This is a genomic window from Niabella sp. ZPM-14 (assembly GCF_055693045.2).
Genome location: NZ_CM181148.1, coordinates 2075706 through 2096918, shown reverse-complemented (window position 1 = coordinate 2096918; position 21213 = coordinate 2075706). Strand labels below are relative to the sequence as shown.

Here is a 21213-nt window from a genome sequence, read left to right as displayed (position 1 = left end):
GTTACGGAAAGCCTGGCGGGAAGGATATGGTGCATGCTCTTATGCCCATTCATCAATAGAAAGCGTTTATCATTATATCCTCAATGTGGAAGCGCATCGCAAGGCACGGATATTCCGACATGGATACATGACCCTGCCCGGTGGTTAAAATCAAAAGCGTTGACGGGTAAACCCAAAGCGGTGATAGGATCATAACTAAAAAGAGACCGCACAATCGCGGTCTCTTTAGTATGCTAAGGTTTATGGTAGTCATTATAACCAGCTGCCGACAAAGGCTTCATTGGTTTTATAGGCATCGCCCTGGAGCCTTCTTCTTCTTCTTGCTACTTTTCTCTTGTGCCTGAACATCGTAATAAACATCAGCGGGATGAACAGGAAGATCGCTGGTGGGATTCCCATAAATGATACCCATTTACCGCCATATTGTTTCTGCATCGGGCGCTTCAGCCTTTCTGCAATCAGGTACATACTTGGTACCATGAACAGGGTCATGAAGAAAGCGAATAACAAACCGAAGATGATGGTCCATGAAAGCGGCTTCCAGAAAGTAACGTTGTCACCACCAAAGAAGATCCTCGGATTTAATTCAGCGAACAATGTTACGAAGTTGATATTAAAGCCCACTGCCAGAGGAATCAGCGCAAGGATCGCCGCCAACGCGGTAAGCAGTACCGGAATAATACGGGTCTTACCAGCTTCAATTACAGCCTCTCTTGTTTTCATGCCGCGCGATCTCAGCTCGTCCGCGAACTCGATCACCAGGATACCGTTCTTGATTACGATACCCGCCAGACCCAGGATACCTACACCCGTCATTACTACTGAAACAGTCATACCCGTCAGGGTAAAGCCCAACAACACACCAATTATACTGAATACGATCTCAGTTAGGATGATAATGGATTTACTCATGGAGTTAAACTGGGCTACCAATATCAACAAGATCAGTCCCAGTGCGATCACCAACGCATTTCCTAAGAAAGCTCCGGTCTCTGCTTGCTGCTCTCCTTCACCCGTTTGCTTGATCGTCACATCGTCCCCGGTCTTCCGGAAGCTGCCCAGCGCATTCTTGATCTCGGCGTTTACAGCTGTTGGCGTATACCCGGACAGCACGTTACTTCTCAAAGTGATCACACGCTTTTGATTTTTGCGTTGTACACTTCCGAGTGTATTGGAATAGTCCACCGTTACCAACGAGCTGATCGGAACACTTTTTACCTGCCCGGTAGCCATATCTCTGAAGCGAATATTCATATTCAGGAGGTCCGTGAGGCTCTTGCGTTGTAATTCGCTGCTACGCACATAGATCTTATACTCGTCTTCTCCATCCTTTATTTTGCTGGCTTCATTACCAAACAGTGATGTGCGTAACTGTTGCCCTATCTGGGCCGAAGACACACCTTCTCTCAATGCACGTTCGCGATTGACGGTGAGTGCAATCTCCGGGCTGGCCAGGTCCACGTTCATCTTCAACTCTTCTACGCCGGGTACTTGCACACTATCCAGGAAGTTCTTCAGATCTACTGCGGTTTTGATCATGTCGTCAAACTGCTCACTGGCCACTTCAATATTGACAGGAGGGTCTGTGGGCGGACCGTTTTGTTCCTGCTCTACAGACACTTCTGCACCAGGAATATTTTTGATCGCCGCGCGGATCTTATCCAGGTAAGGACCCGTTTCTTCTCCATGTCGCTTTTCATATTCTACGAATGATACCTGCACACGTCCTAATTCACTTCTGGTACTTCTGTCGCCACTGTTAGGGTCGGCGGCACCTACTGCTACGTTGGCGATCACACTTTCTACAATCGGATTCTTTTTGCCTTTCAGGGGATGGTGGTTCAACGCCTGGTTCACCCTGGTCTCCAGGTATTTCGTCACCGAGTCGGTGTATTCCACATCGGTACCTGTAGGAAGTTTTAAATAAACATAGATAAAGTTGGGGTCAGAGCTGGGGAAGAATACTACTTGTGTTCTGCCGGCAGCGGAAGAGATACCAAACAGGATAACAGAAACGACCAATAAGCCAAACGCACTAACCAATAACCACACCGGTCTCCAACCTGCTACCGCCCATTTCAATAAAGACTCATAGTGGCTCATGATCCAGGGCAACACCCTGTTCTGGAAGCCGTGTATCCATCCTGAGAAGAAATAAGTATTTAGTACGGTCAACAAGGCCATGCAAAGCGACAGGTTACCGATGAAGTGGAACAGGCTTTTAGCCCCGGTTCCAGGCTCGATACCCACCGACAATTCTTCTGGTGTGGCCACGGGTGCTTTAGCCATAAAGCCAAAGATGTTGAACAGGACACCGATGACGATCATCGCCAGGAAAGCCCGTGATCTGAATACATCTGATTTCCTTTTTTCGTGATGATCTTCTTCATGGTTCATGAAGTCCACCGCAAACACGGGGTTCATGATAAACGCTACCAACAGCGACGCTGCCAGTGTGAAGATCAGCATCAGCGGCAGGTACACCATGAATTTACCGATGATCCCCGGCCAGAAAAGAAGCGGGAAGAACGGCGCCAGCGTCGTTAACGTTCCGGCTAATACGGGAACAAACACTTCGCCCGCAGCCATCATAGCGGCTTTCTGCGAATTGATTTTTCCGCGCCCTTCAACGAAGATGCGGTGCGTATTTTCAATTACCACGATCGCATCATCCACGATAATACCCAGGCCGAAGAGCAGGGCGAATAGCACCATGAAGTTCAGCGTGATGCTTCCTCCGATGATGATCTCGCCAAGCGGAATAAACATAAAGGCCACGAACATACTCAGCGGTACACTTAGCGCTACGAAGAAGGCATTCGTCAATCCCATAAAGAACATCAGGATGATCAATACCAGGATAAACCCGATCACGATAGAGTTCACGAGGTCATTAAAAGAAGTCCTGGTAGAGATACTCTGATCTCCCGTGATCACCACGTTCAGGTCTTTCGGAAGCTCGTTGGTTTTCATCTCGGCCGCAATCGCTTTAACCGCATCGCTTGTTTCGATGAGGTTTTCACCGGAGCGTTTCACGATGTTGAGCGTAACTACGTTCTTGCCATCCAAACGCGCATAGCTTTCCGTCTCTTTAACCGTATCCTTGATCGATGCAATATCCTTCAGGTAAACAGGGTTGCCACTGCTATTACGGAGAATTACTTTTTCAATATCATAAGCGGTTTTAAACTGGCCTTTCAATTGCAGGTTGCGCTTCATGTTGCCTACTTCGAGCAAACCTCCACTGATGTCCATATTCTCGTATTTGATGGCATTCGAAATGTCGTCGAAAGTAATGCCGGCTGCCTGCATGCGGGCGTTGTCAACATTCACCTGGAACTCACGCTCGGGGGCGCCCACCATGTCTACCCTGGTGATCTGGGGCAGCTCTTCCAGGCGGTCCTGCATTTTGTCGGCATATTCTTTCAGGCGCACACCATCATAATCTCCGCTCAGGTTCACATACATGATCGGCATTTCCGAAAGGCTGACCTCCAGCGCTGTTGGCTCCTGGGTCAGATCGGTCGGAAGGTCCTGCTTGGCCTTGTCTATCGCGTCCTTCACCTTTTGCACGGCCACGTCTACTTTCACATCCGTTCCAAACTCTACCTGGATGGCAGAATAGTCCTGTACTGAAGTGCTCGTCACCTTCGACACCTTTACGCCCGTAATGCCTTTGATCTGCTTTTCAATCGGCTGGGTAACGAGGTTCTCCATGTCCTTGGGAGAGTTACCCACGTAGATCGTCGAAACATATACAGTGGGTATTACTACATCCGGGAAGCTTTCTTTGGGAAGGGTAACAAAGGTGGTTACCCCGAATATCGATACAAACAGAATAAGCAGGTACACCGTGGTTCGGTTCTTAACCGACCAGGTAGTAGGCTTAAACTGTTTGAATTTTGCATTAAAATTTTCTAAAGCACTCATAAGTTTGAGTTTAAAGATTCGTATTTAAGTTGACAAATGATGGTTGACAGATGACGGTTGACGCGATTTTCCTGTCAACTGTCATCTCAAAACTGTCAACTTATTTCACTGGTGTAGTAGTAATTACCTGACCGTCGTAGACACTTTGGAAACCTTCAGTGATCAATTGGTCGCCCCCTGCCAGGCCCGATTTGATCTCCAGGCGGTCATTATATAATTCGCCGGGAATCACGCGCTTTTTACGTGCTACGAGCTTATTGTTTTCGTTTACCGCTACCAATACAAATTTGCCTTGCTGATCGGTTTGTAAAGTGTTCACGGGAATCGTGATCGCCTCAGGTTTGGAGTAATCTTCAATTTGTACTCTTGCGATCTGGTTCGCGCGGATATCCGGATCGGAAGGAACATTGGCCTCTACATAGAAGCTCCTGGTTGACGGATCAATCAACTTGCTCACGACTGACGCTTTTGTTTTGATCTCTTTGTTATTCGCTTCAGGCAAAGTCACTGTGATCGGCGTTCCTACGTCAACACGATCCAGGTAATTTTCGGGAACGTTCACCAGCAATTTTAATGCAGAAGTATTAACGATTGAAATTTGAGGGCCGGTTGCGGTTACACCAGTGAAAGCCTCGCCCACTCGTACATTTAACTGATCGATCGTCCCGTCGATATCTGCCGTAACGTTAGAAAAGTTCACCTGCTCCCGGGCAGTGCCTGCATTGGCTTCAGCGGCACGCAACTGGGCGGTTAATTGTTCTACATTGGCTTTGGCCTGTATCACCTGCATTTCAGTGCCGATATTTTCATCCCACAGATTTTTCTGGCGCTGATAAGTGGTCTTTGCCAGCTCCAGCTGCGCTTTTACGCTTGCAACTTGCTGTTGAGCTGCTGCTAATTGCTGACGAGGTACCGCATCATCCAGTTTCAAAAGGGTTTGCCCCTTGCGAACGCGGTCGCCTTGTTTTATATAAATAGCCCGCACGATGCCGCCCTGGCCATTCCTTGGCGCTACGTACGCATTCTTACGCGCATCAATCTTTCCCTGGAGATCTATATAGTGATCAAAAGAGCCGCTGCCGATCTTTTCTACGCTCACCAGCTTGGCTTTTACAAACGACGGATCCAGGGCCGCGATCTCGTCATTCAATTTGTTGATCTGATCTGAAATTTTCTTCTGTTCTGTTTTCAATTTTTCCAGCTGCACCTTTTTATCGTTCAGCGCGCTGTTTTTTTCTTTCTTGCCTTCGCCGCAAGAAGCCAGAATAGCCGTAAACGCTACTATTGAGGTTAGTTTTATTATATACTGCATATAAATTGATTTATAGTTTGGGGTTGATGGTTTATAGTTTTCCCGATGCTTTCAGGAAGTCGATTTTAGCGATAACAGCGTTATAAAGCGAATTGAAATAATTAGTCTGCGCACTTTGTAATTGTACGCGCGCATTCTCAATTTCGAGTTGACTGCCAGTACCTACTTCATACTTCTTCTTTGTTTGCTGATACACACTTTCCGCCAGTGTCATGTTTCTTTTTTGATAATCCATATCAGCAATGGCTGTTTTAAAGGTATTGACCGAGGAGTCTCTTTGCTGATCAATTGAAAGCTTAAGTGCCTCCACCTGGTTCTCGGTTTGTTGTAATTTTATTCGTGCCTGTTGAATTCTGGAATTGGTAGCGAAACCGTTGAATATTGGAATATTTAACCTTAATGTCAGTGCACTTACTGGGAACCAGTAAGAGTTAGAATTATACATATTAGCGAACCGGTTGGCCTGGGTCATCTGGTTCCAATATCCATTTAAAGACAAGGTGGGAAGCTTACTTCTTTTATAGCGCTGCACATCATATTCGTTTAACTTAAGACCCAATGCAGCTGCCTGGAAATCCCGGCGCTGTGTATAATCAAAGCTGGCCGACTCTTCGAGGACACCGTCTCTGATTTGCTCGTCCGTTAATTGATCGGTTAGAATCAGTTCGTCCCGCACCGGCATGCCGATAAGCACCTTCAAGCCAAGGTATCCATTGTTAATAGAATTGACTGCCTGTATTCTTTGCGACTGGGTATTTGCTACCTGCACTTCCAGTTTATCCAGTTCCAGCTTTTCGACGAAACCGTTATCATACATGATTTTGGTATCGTGCTGATTCTTTCTCAAAAGTGCCATGTTGGAATCGATCAGTGCTAACCGGGTTTTACCCAAAACAAGTTGATAATACACTTTCGCGACCGTTGCTCTTATTTGTTCAGCAGTAACTTCCGCAGCTTTTTCCTTGTAGTCGATCAATGTCTTTCTCGCCTGTAAGCCGGTAAATACCTGCCCGTCAAAAAGTATCTGGTTTAAGGATACGCCGCCCATGCTACTCCATTTTACACCGAAGGCAAGTCTCGTATCTTCGGTAGTGGGAGGTGTGCCTGGAACAAACTCGGTTCCCGCAGGAATAATTGAAATAGGAAGTTTCAGGTTGTCTACTATTTCACCGCTGGCATTAATTTGTGGGTACGCGCTACCGGTTACCTCCCGGTTTACCTGTTCTTGCAGCTGGATGTCCAGTAAGGCATTCTTAACCTGCATGTTATTTTTCTGAGCATACTCCAATGTCTGTTGCAAAGAAAACTGGTGTGTTTGCTGAGCGAAGTTTGGTTTTGCAAAAGCAACAAGCAGCAGCGCTACTATTGCTATTCTATTTGTTATCATCAGTAAATGGTTTTTTCTTTTCTGTATTTATTGATCATCCTCGTTCCTTTTGGCGTGGCTATGCCATATAAAAAAAGAATGAAGATCTCTTTCTGAAGTGTGCCAAGGTCAGTGCCCATGGCGTCATAAAAGTCCCGCTGAAACGGCAGGTTAATGCTTTCCAAACGGAGCCGGCTTACAAAATTGACATCTATATCCTCGCGGAACAGGCCGTCCTTAACGCCCCATTCCAGGCTGTAACGGATAAAGTTGTACAAAAAGTCTTCCTTGAATTTTAAGAACTTCCGGTAGGCGGCCGGATAATATTTCTGCATATCAAACAACAACACCGGGTTCATCCGCCTCATCATTTCCGAAACCGAGGCAGTCGCCAAAAAGCCTTCATCAATGGCGTTCCTGGCCTGCTGCCGGCAATTTTCACAATTCGCGCGGTTGAGTTCCAGCATCAGCTCGATCGTGTCGGCCACCAGTGTCTCTTTATCCGTGTAGTACTGGTAGAGCGTTTTTTTACTCATTCCGATCGAGTTGGCTATGTCGTCCATACTCACCCGCCTCATGCCAAGTTCCATAAACAGCTCCCTGGCCTTTTCACGTATTCTAACTTTGTTATCTACAATCATTACCATTTGAAGTGCGAAACTAAGGAAACTTTTCACGGACCGAGAGTTTCCTGACGAAAATATTTTTTCGCCTGCATGGGTAAACGGGCGTAAAATTAAAATACCTTAAATCGACAAGAAATTTTTTTAGGCAAGCCGCACATTTTTCACGGTGAACTGCAAAGAGTCCTTTTTGGCATTTGATTTAAAGATATATTATCTTGCGTACAAATGGCTAAATATCTTCCACAGGCTCCCAAACAAACGGGATTGAAGTCCCTTTTCAGGTATTTTGTACAAGGCGTCATCATCCTGGCGCCCATCGCTATCACGGCCTACATCCTGTATGCGGTGTTCAGCTGGATCGATGGATTTCTGAGACCGGTTTTTGTGACACCGGGAGTGGGTTTTATACTGATCATCGCCTTTATCATTTTCATCGGGTGGCTGAGTAGTTATTTTATTATGGAAAGTATGATCAATTTTTTTGATCACTGGCTGGAACGAACGCCGGGGATCAAACTGATCTATAAATCCATCAAAGACTTTTTTCAGGCCTTTGCCGGCGATAAGAAAAAATTTACCAAAGCGGTCCTGGCCAACGTCTTCAATAATGATGTGTGGATCGTTGGTTTTTTAACGGACGAGGAAATGGATAAGTTTAATATGGGGCATGATATGGTGGGTGTATACGTGCCTCAGGCCTACAATTTCGCGGGACAGCTTTACATCTTACCAAAGGACCGGGTGCGAAGTATTGAAAATCTCACGGCCGGTGATGCGATGAAGTACACTGTCACAGGTGGTGTTGTAGAGAGTTAAAAACAGAAGTATGAGTAAAAGAGTGGTTATTGCAATTACCGGGGCGAGCGGGTCGGTTTACCCTGCACAGCTGATCGAAAAGCTGCTGCGTATGAAAGATCAGTGGGAGGCTTTGTCTGTTGTGGCCACCGACAATGCGATGGAAGTGTGGCGCGTGGAGATGGAGGCGCCCTTCGAAAAGAAAGAAGGTATTACCTATTATAATAAAAATGACTTTTCCGCACCTTTTGCTTCAGGCAGCGGAAAGTACGATACCATGATCATCGCGCCCTGCTCCATGGGAGCCCTGGGACGGATCGCCAATGGTATTTCCAATGATCTGATCACACGTGCGGCGGATGTGGTGCTAAAGGAGCGTCGCAGGCTCATCTGCGTAGCGCGCGAAACGCCCTACAACCTGGTGCATTTGAAAAATATGGAACAGATCACGTTGGCAGGTGGAATCATTTGCCCCGCGACTCCTTCGTTTTACAGCGTTCCCAAAACTATTGAGGAGCTGGTCGGCACCGTGACAGACAGGATCCTGGATCTGGCAGGGTTTGATATTAAAAGTTTCAGGTGGGGTGGTGATCAGTGATAGGGGTGGAATACGCCGAAAAGAAAAAGAGCAAAACGTAGTACATCTTGCTCTTTAAATTCGTTACTTTATTTTAAGCCTGTTTATTAGCCTAAATTTACTTTGAAAGGAACCTTTTTTGGAGGCAGACATTCCCGGTCGTTACAGGCCTGATAGGTTACCGTTCCGGAAATATTGGTTTTTGCAGCCGCCTTCAGCGTCACTTTTTGAACAAAAGTCACTGTTTTGGAATATTGGTTGGCGCTCACGTCTACACTGGCATCATGAAATTTTTCCATTTTCCCGTTCTCGGCCACTTTTCCGTCGATCTTTACCAAGGGGTTGTTCACAAAAGAAAACTTGGTCGGAATGGCGATCGCGTCTGCCGGCTGTGATTGTGAGTACAAATGCCAGCCATTGGATATTACGGCCGTCATGTGGATTTCGTAAACTTTTTCCGCTATTTTTTTGCTGGTAAATTTCCAGCTTACAGGATTGACTTGCGCCTGGGCCAAGCCGAACGCACATATGCAAACCAATGCTAGTAATAATTTCTTCATGATAATGATGTTACATTGAATAAATAAAAACGATATGCTTTAATGAGTCAGATCGTGTTACTTAGATGTATTTTTTAGCCAACTGGTTGTACGGCCATTAAAAGGGAGGTCAGGATCTTCTTTCCGTCTGTGTTTCCCAATACCGGATTGCAGGCCCTTTCCGGATGTGGCATCATGCCGAATACATTGCGTGTTTCGTTGCAGATTCCCGCAATATTCCTGACAGAGCCGTTAGGGTTAGCTGCGTCCACGACTTCCCCGTTGGCGTCGCAATAGCGGAAAAGGATCTGGCCATTGCTCTCCAGTTGGTTCAATAATGCCTCATCAGCATAATATCTTCCTTCGCCGTGGGCGATCGGTATTTTATAACGCTCCTGGTAAACCGACGCTTCGTCTTTTATCTGGTCTTTATAAAGGCCTTCAGGCTTGAGGTACAGGTTTTTACAAACAAATTTTTGCCTGTCATTGCGTAACAGCGCCCCAGGCAGCAGGCCGGACTCGCAAAGCACCTGGAACCCGTTGCAGACACCGAATACCTTTCCGCCAGTATTGGCAAATTCTATAATTTGTTTCATTATCGGGCTAAACCGAGCGATCGCCCCGCATCTGAGATAATCTCCGTAAGAAAAACCGCCGGGTAATACGATGCAGTCTTCTTTCGTAAATGCGCTCAGGTCTTCACTTTTATGCCAAAGCATCACCACTTCCTGGCCCAGGTCGTCTGCCAATGCATCCTGCATGTCCCTGTCACAATTTGATCCGGGAAAAACAACTACTCCAAATTTCATCCGAATATTATATTTTTTGTTTTAAATCGAGGCACAAAGGTAATCCTGATTTGGTAGATCAGCAACAAATCCTATAACGGCGCCTTATAATTTAACTCAATTACCACAGGTTGCCGTAAAGCTGGTTGGAAATGATAAAAATGACCGTCACCCAAAAAGCAATTTTGGGATAGGGCCTCAACTCCGCATTTAAATAACCATAACCATGAAAGGCCGCCACGGGAACCAGCGTAATCAACATATTTTCAGCGGAGTCTCCGGCATTAAAAAAGGAAATGCCAATCGCCACAACGAGGTAGGCAAAAAGAAGATACCACCCCTTTTTGACATGGGAGAGCATTTTACCGGCATTAGCCTGCATGTAGTAAATACCGGCCAGTAGCGGTGCCAGTAATAAAAATAACGCGCCGGCATGCCACAACGAGTACCTGACTTGTGAATTAAAGACCGACTGGGCGTACAAATAATGGGGAATATCCCATTGATTTGTCAGGAACAGATAGGCGGCATAAAAATAGTACGGGCTCGTAACACCCAAGATAAGCGCCGCCCATTCTGCCAGTCTGAAAGGCCGCAGTACAGCTAATGATAAAAATGCCAGCACCACAAAGCAAAGTGCAGGAAGAAAGAACAGGGAAGCGAGCCCGATAAGGAGGGCCGCATTAAAAATATTGTTTCTTGTGTGATAAGATTTAAGCAGAAGCGAAAAAGCGCCCAGTAACAATGTCGATGCTACCAGGATGGAAGAAAATAAGTTGAACGAAGGCAAAAAAGACGTGATCAGCATATAAGACATACCCGAAAGAAAATTGGGTTTGTGCACCAGCCTTTCTGAGTTGGCCATCCCGGTCAGGACCGACGTGATGATCAGGTTGAGTATAAAAGCGAGTGTGGCAAAGAAAAATGCGCCGGCATTGAAATGACCTTTAAGGAAGGTAACGAGCTCGATGAAAAGATCGCCGTCACTATCCTTGAGGATCAGCCCCGAACTATGAAAGAATGCAGGTAGCTTTAAAAAAATGCCCAGCAGTAGCAACAGGATAATGTTGCCGGGTGTTTTCTGTCTGAATATACCTGTCATTAGCAGTATTTTTTACAAAAATAACTTTATTCTCTACAGGTAAGTATCCCGTTTTTAAAGTGATTTTTTTCAGGACAGCGCCGGATCCCAGGTGCTTTTGATCTCCAGTTTCTTATCTACTTCCTGTAGCCACTGGTCCATCTCTATTGCTGCATTTTCTACATGCTGAAAATAATTCACCAGCTCAGCTTTGTCGGGATTGCTTTCTTTGACCACGTGACAAAAGCCTAACACATTGGCCAGGTGTTTCCTGGTTTTATGCGAGTTTACAAAGGTCAATTCCCGGTCCCTGCTGTCCGAAAGCAGCTTTGTATACTTGCTCCGGTGCCGGATGTTTTTATAAAACAAGCCAATAATGATGGCGCCCAAAGCGGTTGCTAAAAGTCCGAATATTAGAATGATCCGTTCTTTTTTATAGATAGCCGCCTGTGTCTTGGAGGCAATTTCGATCTGGTCGACACGGATCTGGGATGTAAGATCACTCACGCGGGTCATTTCGCGTATGCTCTGGTCTGATTCCTTCAGCGCACGGGATTGATAGGCCAATGCATTGCGGTAGTCACCCTTGGAAATGGCAATATCTGCCAGCAAGGTGTAGGAATGTATTTTTATATAAGAATATGTGTGCACCGAATCCGTGATCACCTGTTGGATAATGGCTATTGCAGAATCCGGCTGGTTTAGCTGGAAGTAGCAATCTGCAAGATTCAGTCGGTCTACATGACGAAAGTATTTTATGTTCGGATCGATGATCTTGCGGATCAGTGAAGTTGCTTCTTTGTACCTGCCCGATAACATCAGGATATAGTATTGCTGCCGCATCAGCTCTTTAGGAGACGCGTGGGCGGCAATGCCCTTTTTGTAGACCTGGTCATGATAATATCGAACCGAGTCTGCATTTTTCATAGCGAAGAATACATCAATCTTGTTATTTAAAATTGCAACAATTAGTTTCGAGTAACGGCTCGTGTCTTCCATGCAGCGGGTGGCTGCCTGGTTCAGATAGAGTAATGCATGATTATACAATTGAAGTGTTCTGTAAATGTCGGCGATCCCTATTTCGGCAATAATTAATCGCCGTTTGTCTTTTAGCGTTTCGGCTTCGAGGGCAGCCAGGCGGTAGCTATGAATAGCACCGAGCGAATTTCCACCTCCGGTCTGAGCATAAGCCAGTGTAGTATAAAGGGATGCCAGTAGGTAGCCGCGTTCAGCTCCTTTCCGAACCGATGCAATGGCTTTCAACAATAATTTTTCTGCTTCGAAAAATTGTTGCTTGCGGCGAACGACCAACGATTGAGCTAAATAACTGAGCGAAGCAGTTTCCTCTGTTTGCAGCGATTGTAAAGAATCAAGATCGCGGTCCATTTGCTTATCAAAAGCATCCGTAAAATAATAGCGAGCATAAAGCAGATCAATCACTTCTTTGATGTGTTGGTCTTTCGGCAATCGCGTGATCTGGTTGAAATTTTTTGCAGGAGGATTCTCTGCAGCATCCAGATTGAGGGCGGCAGTGATAAAGGTTGCGGCAAGCGCTACATGTAAATACTTCCTCATAGTTAAAAGGGTTCGATTGAAAGGTTTTCAATCCGATTAACTTGTTTAGGGTAAAGACTTATTCCAGGTTTTGGTAAACAGTTATCACAGGGCTATCAGCACCAATACAAAACAGGCACAAAGTTAAACTTGTGCCTGTTTCTTTATTTATTTTTTATTGCCCTTAAAGCTCCACTTTGGCAAAGGAAATATTGCTCCTGTACGAATAAGGGATAATGATCTCTCTTTCACCGGTTTGTTTTCCGTACTTGGGCATAAAATCAATCCTCTTGTCCTTTGCCTTTATGGGTTGGCTTTTTTGCATCGTGCCGTCATCATTGATACGGATGATCTCCAGCTCTGAGATTTTTCCGGAATTGTTGATCATAAACTGCATGCCGCCTGCGCCGGGCACGACCTGATAGGAGATACTTCCGTCCGTGTTGTTTTCCCGCTGCGATTTAACGATCACATTGTCCCAGGTCTTGTTGCCTTCGCTATCAAAAGAAATAACGGCTACATTACCCGCATTAAACTGTGGAGATCCGCCGCCCCATCCGGGCCCGCCCCAGCCGGGTCCCCAGGCACCCCACCAGTAGCTACGGTAAAAGAAGGGGGAATAATAAGAGTATGGCCACCAGCCACCGCCCCAACGGCCCCATCCCCAGCCCCATCCGGGACCCCATCCGCCCCAGAATCCGGGCCCGCCCCATCCAAATCCGCCGCCCCAATAGGGACCACCCCAGGCGCCCCACCGGTCCCAGTTATCGGTATTGAATAAAGCCTCCGATCCGATGGTGAAGCTGCCGTTGCTATGAACGATGATATTGTTGATGAAAAAATTGTCAAACGCACTTTTAGCATTGCCGCGGGTTTTAGCTCTTTTCTTCAGGTCGTCACTGAAAGCGGATGTTTTTTCGAACTCCATGGCGCCTGAATTTTTGGAAATTCCTGCAACGTATAACCCTTCAATGTTGCCGCGTTTTTGCGTGCTGTAGAAAGAGGACAGCAGGTAACGCCCGCTCATTTCATCTACCATCAGTTTAATATCGTCGAGGAACAGGTCGTCCGTCTTCAGCGACAGTTGCCGGTATTCGTCGGATGAAGAGGGCTTCTCAATAAAAGATGCTTCAACGATGTTGCCATTGGTATGACGATGATATTTTACAAACGCGTAGCTGCCATCATTCGCTAAACAATATCCTGTCAGATAATCCCCTTTATATTCCATGGGAAGCGCAAAGCGGGACTCGCCAAGAGGTTGAAGCTCCGCGTCAAACAATTTTGTTGTGAAGCGGAAAAGACTCCTGTCTTTTTTGTTAATCTTAAATGCGAGGAGTTTGCTTTCATCGTTACTGGTGATAATGCTGTAGATCTTATTGTCTGTCTTATAGGCAATCATCGTGGTATCCAGGAGCATCGGTTCGCTCAAAATCCTTCCGTTTGCTTCAATAGTCAGCGCTTTGAGATAGACTATGTTTCCTTCCTGGTATTGGTACAATAAATAATCGTGATTGGCCGTGTTAAAAAACGTGATGTCTAATAAGTCATTTCGCTTAGGAAGCATCGTGATGGGAATCTCTTCACGGAGGTCCATCGAATAGTCATAGACAGAAATTCGGTGATTGCCTTTCACTTCTTTATAAACCAGATAGTTGTCGGCTGATTTCCCCAGGATCTCAAAATTCATGCGCTCCACGTCATTTTTATTGACATCGGCATAGGTGATGTTTTGTGCCAGCAAGCCAGTGGCAAAAAGCGAAAAGGCGAATACGGATAAAAGTAAGCGTTTCATAATTAAACCGGTTTCTGCTATAAAGTTACGAATACGATGAGTATCAGCTAAAAATGGGAGGGAGGCGCGCAAAATATAACTTTTCTTTTCAAAATGACATAACAAAAAAATAAAAAATAAAGATTTTTGCTATTGCGTTGTTTTATATAAACTTTGCATTTTATTTTTTTAATTAATCAGGTCTCAACTAGTGAAATTTCACACTAATAAAGCAACGGCCGCAGGTCTGCTGATTGCTTTAGGTATCATCTACGGTGATATCGGTACATCTCCCCTGTATGTATTCAATGCTATTATTGGCAACCGGCAAATTACGGAGCAACTGATAGTTGGTTCGTTGTCTTGTATTATCTGGACGCTCACATTGCAGACGACGATCAAATATGTGATCCTGATTCTGAAAGCAGATAATAAGGGAGAAGGGGGTACGTTTGCTTTGTATGCATTGGTCCGGCGACGAAGGCGATGGCTGGTGATTCCGGCAATGATAGGAGGTGCGGCGCTGATCGCAGACGGGATCATCACACCACCAATGACCATTACTTCTGCAATTGAAGGTTTGAAGATCCTTCCGGCTCTTAAAGAGATGCCAACATCTACCATTGTGTGGATCGTGTTAGGTATCCTGAGTGCTTTCTTTTTCCTACAGCAGTTTGGAACCGCCTCGATCGGTAAGGTATTCGGGCCGGTTATGCTTATCTGGTTTACCATGCTGGCTGTGTTTGGCGCCTTGCACCTGACGGATGATCTGAGGATCTTCCGTGCTTTGAGCCCACACTATGCTATTGACTTCCTGATTACTTACCCACATGGATTTTGGCTGTTAGGCGCTGTGTTCCTTTGTACCACGGGTGCGGAAGCTTTATATAGCGATCTTGGGCATTGTGGCCGCGAGAATATCCGGTACTCATGGATGTATGTTAAAGTATGTCTGTTGCTGAACTATTTCGGACAGGGCGCTTTCCTGTTGTCACACTACAATAAACTGACGGTGACCGATGACGTGAAAGAATTCATCGGCATCAATGCGTTCTTTAACCTGATGCCGGAATGGTTTATCGTGCCGGGGGTTATCATTGCAACAACTGCGGCTATTATTGCGAGCCAGGCCATGGTATCCGGTGCTTACACGTTGATCAGCGAAGCGATCCGCCTGAACTTATGGCCCAAACTGCGCATTAACTATCCGTCAGAAGCCAAAGGTCAACTGTTTATTCCGGCAGTGAATACGATCCTGTTTACAGGCTGCGTGTTTGTCGTATTGTATTTTCAGAAGTCTTCGCGCATGGAGGCTGCATATGGCTTGGCTATTATCGTCACGATGATCTCTACCACTATACTTTTTGCTAATTATATGGTGCTGAGAAGGATTAAAAAGGTGTATATCTATCTTTTCCTTGCGGTGTTCTTTACCGTCGAAACTGCGTACTTGATCGCACTGTTGGAGAAATTCCCTCATGGCGGTTATATTACTTTGATGATCGGTGGTATCATGTTCCTCGTCATGTACGTTTGGTACCGTGCCAGAAAGATCAAAAACCGGTACGTGGAGTTTGTGCGCATGGAAAACTATATTTCCAAGATCCAGGAGCTGAGCCATGATAAGACTGTAGCCAAATATGCAACTCATCTTATTTACCTGACAAGTGCGGATAATCCGAAAGAAATCGAGCATAAGATCATTTACTCGATATTAAACCGGAAGCCGAAAAGAGCAGACATTTATTGGTTCGTTCATGTGGATACGGTAGACGATCCCTATACCTGCGAATACAAAGTAGACCACATCATACCCAATGATATTATCCGGATTGATTTCAGATTAGGTTTCAGAATGCAGCCCCGCATCAACCTTCTGTTCAAGAAAGTGGTAGAAGACCTGGTGCAGAATAAAGAGGTAAATATCATCAGCCGTTATGAAAGTTTGGCCAGCAGTAATACGGTGGGCGACTTCCAATTCATGGTGATGGAAAAATACCTGAGCCAGGACAATGATCTGCCGTTTATGGAGAAGATGATCATGAAGCTGCACTTTATTATCAAGCACATCTCTCTGTCTGAAGAAAAGAATTTTGGACTGGATCTGGCAAATGTTACCGTGGAAAAGTTCCCGTTGGTAGTGGCTCCGGTTACGGACCTTAAGCTGAGAAGAGTCGAATAGTCTTAGCCCGCACTATTGCTTTCTTTATCGCGTGTGGGGCTTAGCCAGGAAGTGTACACCGGGCCGTACGCAGTCATGGTTCTGCCACTGTTGGCTCTGAAGGCCGCATATCCAGTACTTTCAGTTGTAGTGATTTTTGTCCGTTCCACTCGTTCTCTTCAATTCTGAAAACCAGGTCGAATGGCCGGCGTTGCTGTACGATGGCCAGTTTTTCTGCCATGTTAAATCCGATACCTGTGAATGTAATCTGGTCTTGAGTAACCACCAGGCGTACATGTTGTTCCTTCACGATTTTGCTGAAGCCGGTGTCAGTAACACGACGCACGAGAAAAACCGGAGCCATGTTTTGCGGACCAAAAGGCTCCATTTGCTGTAAGATGTTATAGAACGAAGGCGTGATGTCTTTGAACGAGATCTCCGCATCGATAATGATCTCAGGTATCAGCAACTCCTTTGTTATGGAAGCGGATACGACTTCTTCAAACTTGGTCCTGAATATATCGACATTGTGCGTTTCCAGCGTCAGGCCAGCAGCGGCAAAATGCCCGCCATAAGCCACCAGGTACTCTCTGCAGGCATGGATCGCCTCGTACAGATTAAACCCGGGCACACTTCTGGCGCTTCCGGCTACATAGTCTCCGCTTTGTGTCAGCACTACCGTAGGGCGGTAATGATGTTCGATCAGCCGGGAAGCGACAATGCCTACAACGCCCTTATGCCAGTGAGGTTGATACACCACCGTCGAAGTCCGTTCGATCCAATGTTGATTCTGTGCGATTAATTCCAGCGCTTCGGCGGTTATACCGGTATCAGCTTCTTTGCGGTCTGTATTGTCACTATGTAGGAGCTCGGCATAGTGAAGTGCCTGTTCATCGGTTTCGGCAATAAATAACTGTACAGCCTTGGCCGCGTCATCCATCCGGCCTGCCGCGTTGACGCGCGGGGCGATCATGAATACAAGATTGTTGATATGTAAAGGCATTTTCGCCCCGCTCAGGGTAGCCAGCGCCTTAATGCCTGCATTCGGATGTTCATTGGCTCTTTTCAGTCCATAAAAGGCAAGGATCCGGTTCTCACCGACGATGGGAACGATATCTGCCGCAATGGCGGTGGCCACAAGATCGAGGTGTTTATAAGCGTGCTCTATCGGAAGGCCCAGCTTCTCGCAAAGCGCGCACATCAATTTGAATCCCACACTGCAGCCACACAACTCTTTGAAAGGATAGGGGCAATCTTGTTGTTTCGCATTTAAAATAGCTACTGCTGCCGGAATTTTTTCATCTGGAAGGTGATGGTCGCAGATAATAAAGTCGATACCCAAATCGTTGGCATAATCCACAAGTGCCACGGATTTTATACCACAATCCAACGCAATAATTAAGGTGTACCCGTTTTCTTTTGCAAAGTCGATTCCTGCCTTGCTGACTCCGTAGCCCTCCCGGTAGCGGTTCGGAATGTAAAAGCCCAGGTTGAGGTGCAGTGTTTTAAGGAATGCATACATACTGGCTACCGCCGTCGTGCCATCTACGTCATAGTCTCCGAATACCAAAATTTTTTCCTGACGCTGAAAAGCAGCAGTGATGCGGTCAACCGCTTTGTCCATATCCTTCATTAACCAGGGACTATGCAGTTGGCTAAGTTGCGGGCGAAAAAAATCGCGGGCCTGATCGAAGGTTTCAATGCCGCGCTGAACTAAGACAGTGCAGAGCGCTCTATTGATTTTAAGCGCCGCCTGCAGCGTCGAGATCTTTTCCGTGTCCGTCTTTAAAATATTCCAGCGCCTGATCAAAGTTTCATGTTTAAGGAGGAGCTACATAAAATATGTGTGACAAGCAAAGTCTGCAGCTCAGGTAAAGGACTGACCAGAATAATATCGGCCCGCCCGCTAAAATGGTAATTGTTTAATATTTACGTTCCGTGACGTATTCCACGAGATCCTGGAGCCCCTTGCGGTACTCGTTGTCGGGACATTGCATTAAAATGTCCAGCGCTTCTTTTTTATAAGCATACATTTTCTCGGTGGCATAGGTTATACCGCCGGTAGCCTTCACTACGTCGAGTACCCAGGCAACCTTCTTTTTATCGTTATTATTGTTCTTAACGATATTGATGACCTTCTGTCTGGTGGACCTGTCTGTATTATTTAATGTATATATCAACGGAAGCGTCATTTTCTTTTCTTTGATGTCATTGCCCGTCGGCTTCCCGACGTCTTCGTTGGCATAATCGAAAAGATCATCCTTGATTTGAAAGGCAATGCCCGTTTTTTCACCAAAAAGCCTCATTTTCTCTGCATCGTCATCTTTTTCAGAAGCAGACCATGCGCCCGCGCTGCAGGCAGATGCGAGAAGCGAAGCAGTTTTATTTTGTATTATTTCATAATAGATCTCTTCCTTCAGGTTGAGGCTTCTGGCTTTCTCCAGCTGGAGCAGCTCTCCCTCACTCATCTTCTTAACTGCATCAGTCAGAATGTGGAGAATGCGATAATCATGATTTTCAAGTGATAACATTAAGCCCTTTGCGAGAAGGTAGTCTCCTACAAGCACGGATGCTTTATTCTTCCAGAGCGCATACACGGAAAAAAAGCCTCTTCGTTCCAGGGAGTCGTCGACTACGTCGTCGTGCACGAGCGTAGCTGTGTGAAGAATTTCTACCAGTGACGCGGCCCGATAAGTAGCTTCGGTAGGTGTTCCAAACAGCTTAGCGGAGAGGAAAACAAACATCGGCCGCAATTGTTTGCCCTTCCTTTTTACAATGTACCGCAAAATGCTGTTTAAAAGAGGGGTTTGCCCCTTAACGGCGGTTTTAAAACGCTCCTCAAAACTTTCTAATTCACTTTTTATTAAAAAAACGGGTAAACTCATAATAATAATCAAGCAAAATACGGTAAATCTCTGCGATTATTTAATTTTTTGCACAGTATTTGTTACCTAGAATGACCAGCATTTTTAATTATTTTTTAGGTTAAAATTTGTTTTTTTAACAAATGGCTCTAAATTTGCTGAACTTATTAAGAAAATCATTTTAAATCTTAATCCTTAGTTATGACAAGCAAAAAGTACCAATTACTAGCAGGCCTTAGTTGCCTGGTTGCGTCGACAGGCTTCGCACAAGTGAGTCCGTCGCATCCATACACCGCACCACATCCGGTTTATGGAACAGTTTCCGTTACAGATTCTAATTACTACAACAACAAACAATTAGCTCAACACAACGAGTTCATGGTTGGTAACTATGACTACCCCGCTAAACCAAAAGATATGTGGGAATTGGGTATTAAAGGTGGTTCTTTCACCGTACCTGTTGGTGATGTTGATCCAAGATTGTTTAATTCTTTCGGTTTTGGTGGACACGTTCGTAAATCTTTAGGACATGTAATGTCTTTAAGACTTGAATATTTATATGGTGTTGCACAAGGTTTAAACTGGAGAGCTTCTACAGGCCATGTAGCTCAGGGACCTGATAATCCATGGGCGGCCTACGGTGAAAGCCCGGTTTATTATAACTACAAAACAAAGTCACAGGAGCTGTCTTTACAAACTTTATTTAACTTAGGTAATATCCGCTTCTATAAAGGCCAAACTGGTGCTACTATTTATGCATTAGCTGGTTTAGGTGTTAATACTTTCAAAACAAGTGTTAATGCTATGAACGGTGGTTCTATGTATAGTTTCCCTTCCGGTGATGCTACTTATGACAATCGCAGGGATATGTTAGACAACCTGAAAGACCTTTTAGATGATTCTTACGAAAGTTCGGCGGAAGTTGATCCTTCTAAAAAATGGAGCAAAACTTTCGCAGGTTATATTACTCCTTCTGCAACAGTTGGTGCTGGTATCGCTTTCCGTCTTTCTTCTCGAGTAAACCTTGCTTTAGAAGACCGCGTTATCTTTACTGGTTCTGATATGTTAGATGGTGTACGTTTTGACGAAAGCCGTACATTAAGCCCTGATAAAGATCTGTTTAACTACCTGACCTTAGGTCTTAACTTCAACCTGGGTAGCAAATCTAAAAGAGTTGAGCCTCTTTACTGGTTAAACCCACTTAACTATGCATATGGTGAACTTCGCAGGGTTCCTGAGATTATTCTTCCAGATGCTGATGGTGACGGTGTAACTGATCAGTTCGACCAAGAACAAACTCCTGCTGGTTGCCCAGTTGATACTCACGGTGTTAGCCGCGATACTGATGGTGACGGTGTGCCTGATTGTAAAGATAAAGAACTGGTTACTCCAACATACTGCCAGCCAGTTGACGCTGATGGTGTAGGTAAATGTCCTTGCCCAGAAGGTTGCGGTCCAGTTGCAGGTGATTGCGCTGCTTCTTTAGGAGCATTACCAAGCATCCACTTTGCTGCAAACTCTAACAATCTTTCTGATGACGCAGCAGCTACTTTATCAACTGTAGCTTCTAAATTGAAAGCTAATCCAAACTGTAAAGTAGTGGTTGTAGGATATTGCGCAGCAACTAAACGTCAGCAGCAATTAAGCTGGGATCACGTTAACAAAGTGATTTCTCACTTAGTAGAAAAAGAAGGCGTTAGCAGCGACAGATTTATCTTCAGCTCTGGCCAGGAAGGTGGTGATTGTGATGTAGTAGACATCCGTGCTGCTGCTCCAGGAGAAGATGGTCCAAACACTGTAGCTCCTCCACATCCAAATCTTCGCAAAAACTAATAACTTTTTGCTA

At 45.5% G+C, this 21213-nt stretch carries 15 protein-coding genes; 4 read left to right on the top strand and 11 right to left on the bottom strand.

Features of this window, described 5'->3' with window-relative positions; genetic code table 11:
* Positions 1-252: 252 nt before the first annotated feature.
* The 4 genes from ACU37H_RS08940 to ACU37H_RS08925 form a co-directional block, all read right to left on the bottom strand.
* Positions 253-3930, bottom strand: a complete 3678-nt coding sequence (locus ACU37H_RS08940) for an efflux RND transporter permease subunit (protein WP_472701869.1) — start codon at positions 3928-3930, stop codon at positions 253-255.
* Positions 3931-4030: 100 nt separating this feature from the next.
* Positions 4031-5242 (bottom strand): efflux RND transporter periplasmic adaptor subunit, encoded by a 1212-nt coding sequence (locus ACU37H_RS08935; protein ID WP_472701870.1) that lies wholly within the window; start codon positions 5240-5242, stop codon positions 4031-4033.
* A gap of 31 nt (positions 5243-5273) precedes the next feature.
* The gene (locus ACU37H_RS08930; protein ID WP_472701871.1) at positions 5274-6629 is read right to left on the bottom strand and encodes a TolC family protein; all 1356 of its coding nucleotides are present in this window, start codon (positions 6627-6629) and stop codon (positions 5274-5276) included.
* Positions 6629-7285 carry a TetR/AcrR family transcriptional regulator gene (locus ACU37H_RS08925; protein ID WP_472701872.1) on the bottom strand — a complete coding sequence of 219 codons (657 nt, stop codon included), beginning with the start codon at positions 7283-7285 and terminating at the stop codon, positions 6629-6631. The genes ACU37H_RS08930 and ACU37H_RS08925 overlap by 1 nt, the downstream gene beginning before the upstream one ends.
* Positions 7286-7459: 174 nt before the next feature.
* On the opposite strand from ACU37H_RS08925, the gene ACU37H_RS08920 reads away from it, so the two are divergent.
* Both ACU37H_RS08920 and ACU37H_RS08915 read left to right on the top strand, forming a co-directional pair.
* Positions 7460-8050, top strand: coding sequence for a DUF502 domain-containing protein (locus tag ACU37H_RS08920; protein WP_472701873.1), 591 nt, complete (start codon positions 7460-7462; stop codon positions 8048-8050).
* A gap of 10 nt (positions 8051-8060) precedes the next feature.
* A complete protein-coding gene (locus ACU37H_RS08915) occupies positions 8061-8627 on the top strand; it encodes a UbiX family flavin prenyltransferase (protein WP_472701874.1) in 567 nt (188 codons plus the stop codon).
* A gap of 86 nt (positions 8628-8713) precedes the next feature.
* Here ACU37H_RS08915 and ACU37H_RS08910 read toward each other — a convergent pair whose 3' ends face one another.
* The 5 genes from ACU37H_RS08910 to ACU37H_RS08890 form a co-directional block, all read right to left on the bottom strand.
* A complete protein-coding gene (locus ACU37H_RS08910; protein WP_472701875.1) occupies positions 8714-9166 on the bottom strand; it encodes a protein-disulfide reductase DsbD domain-containing protein in 453 nt (150 codons plus the stop codon).
* Between the two features lie 74 nt (positions 9167-9240).
* Positions 9241-9954: a phosphoribosylformylglycinamidine synthase subunit PurQ gene (gene purQ / locus ACU37H_RS08905; protein WP_472701876.1), complete on the bottom strand. Its 714-nt coding sequence runs from the start codon at positions 9952-9954 to the stop codon at positions 9241-9243.
* A 100-nt stretch (positions 9955-10054) separates the two neighbouring features.
* Complete coding sequence (locus ACU37H_RS08900) at positions 10055-11035, bottom strand: hypothetical protein (protein ID WP_472701877.1); 981 nt, start codon at positions 11033-11035, stop codon at positions 10055-10057.
* Between the two features lie 69 nt (positions 11036-11104).
* The gene (locus ACU37H_RS08895; protein ID WP_472701878.1) at positions 11105-12589 is read right to left on the bottom strand and encodes a tetratricopeptide repeat protein; all 1485 of its coding nucleotides are present in this window, start codon (positions 12587-12589) and stop codon (positions 11105-11107) included.
* A 163-nt stretch (positions 12590-12752) separates the two neighbouring features.
* Positions 12753-14363, bottom strand: coding sequence for a hypothetical protein (locus ACU37H_RS08890; protein ID WP_472701879.1), 1611 nt, complete (start codon positions 14361-14363; stop codon positions 12753-12755).
* 190 nt (positions 14364-14553) lie between these two features.
* On the opposite strand from ACU37H_RS08890, the gene ACU37H_RS08885 reads away from it, so the two are divergent.
* Positions 14554-16524 carry a KUP/HAK/KT family potassium transporter gene (locus ACU37H_RS08885; RefSeq protein WP_472701880.1) on the top strand — a complete coding sequence of 657 codons (1971 nt, stop codon included), beginning with the start codon at positions 14554-14556 and terminating at the stop codon, positions 16522-16524.
* Positions 16525-16597: 73 nt separating this feature from the next.
* Here the strand turns inward: ACU37H_RS08885 and recJ are convergent, their stop codons facing one another.
* Positions 16598-18313, bottom strand: a complete 1716-nt coding sequence (recJ, locus tag ACU37H_RS08880; RefSeq protein ID WP_472701881.1) for a single-stranded-DNA-specific exonuclease RecJ — start codon at positions 18311-18313, stop codon at positions 16598-16600.
* A 112-nt stretch (positions 18314-18425) separates the two neighbouring features.
* Positions 18426-19247 carry a polyprenyl synthetase family protein gene (locus ACU37H_RS08875; protein ID WP_494407600.1) on the bottom strand — a complete coding sequence of 274 codons (822 nt, stop codon included), beginning with the start codon at positions 19245-19247 and terminating at the stop codon, positions 18426-18428.
* Positions 19248-19568: 321 nt separating this feature from the next.
* On the opposite strand from ACU37H_RS08875, the gene ACU37H_RS08870 reads away from it, so the two are divergent.
* On the top strand, positions 19569-21200 hold the full coding sequence (locus ACU37H_RS08870; protein WP_472701883.1) for an OmpA family protein: 1632 nt from the start codon (positions 19569-19571) through the stop codon (positions 21198-21200).
* The last annotated feature ends 13 nt before the right edge of the window (positions 21201-21213 follow it).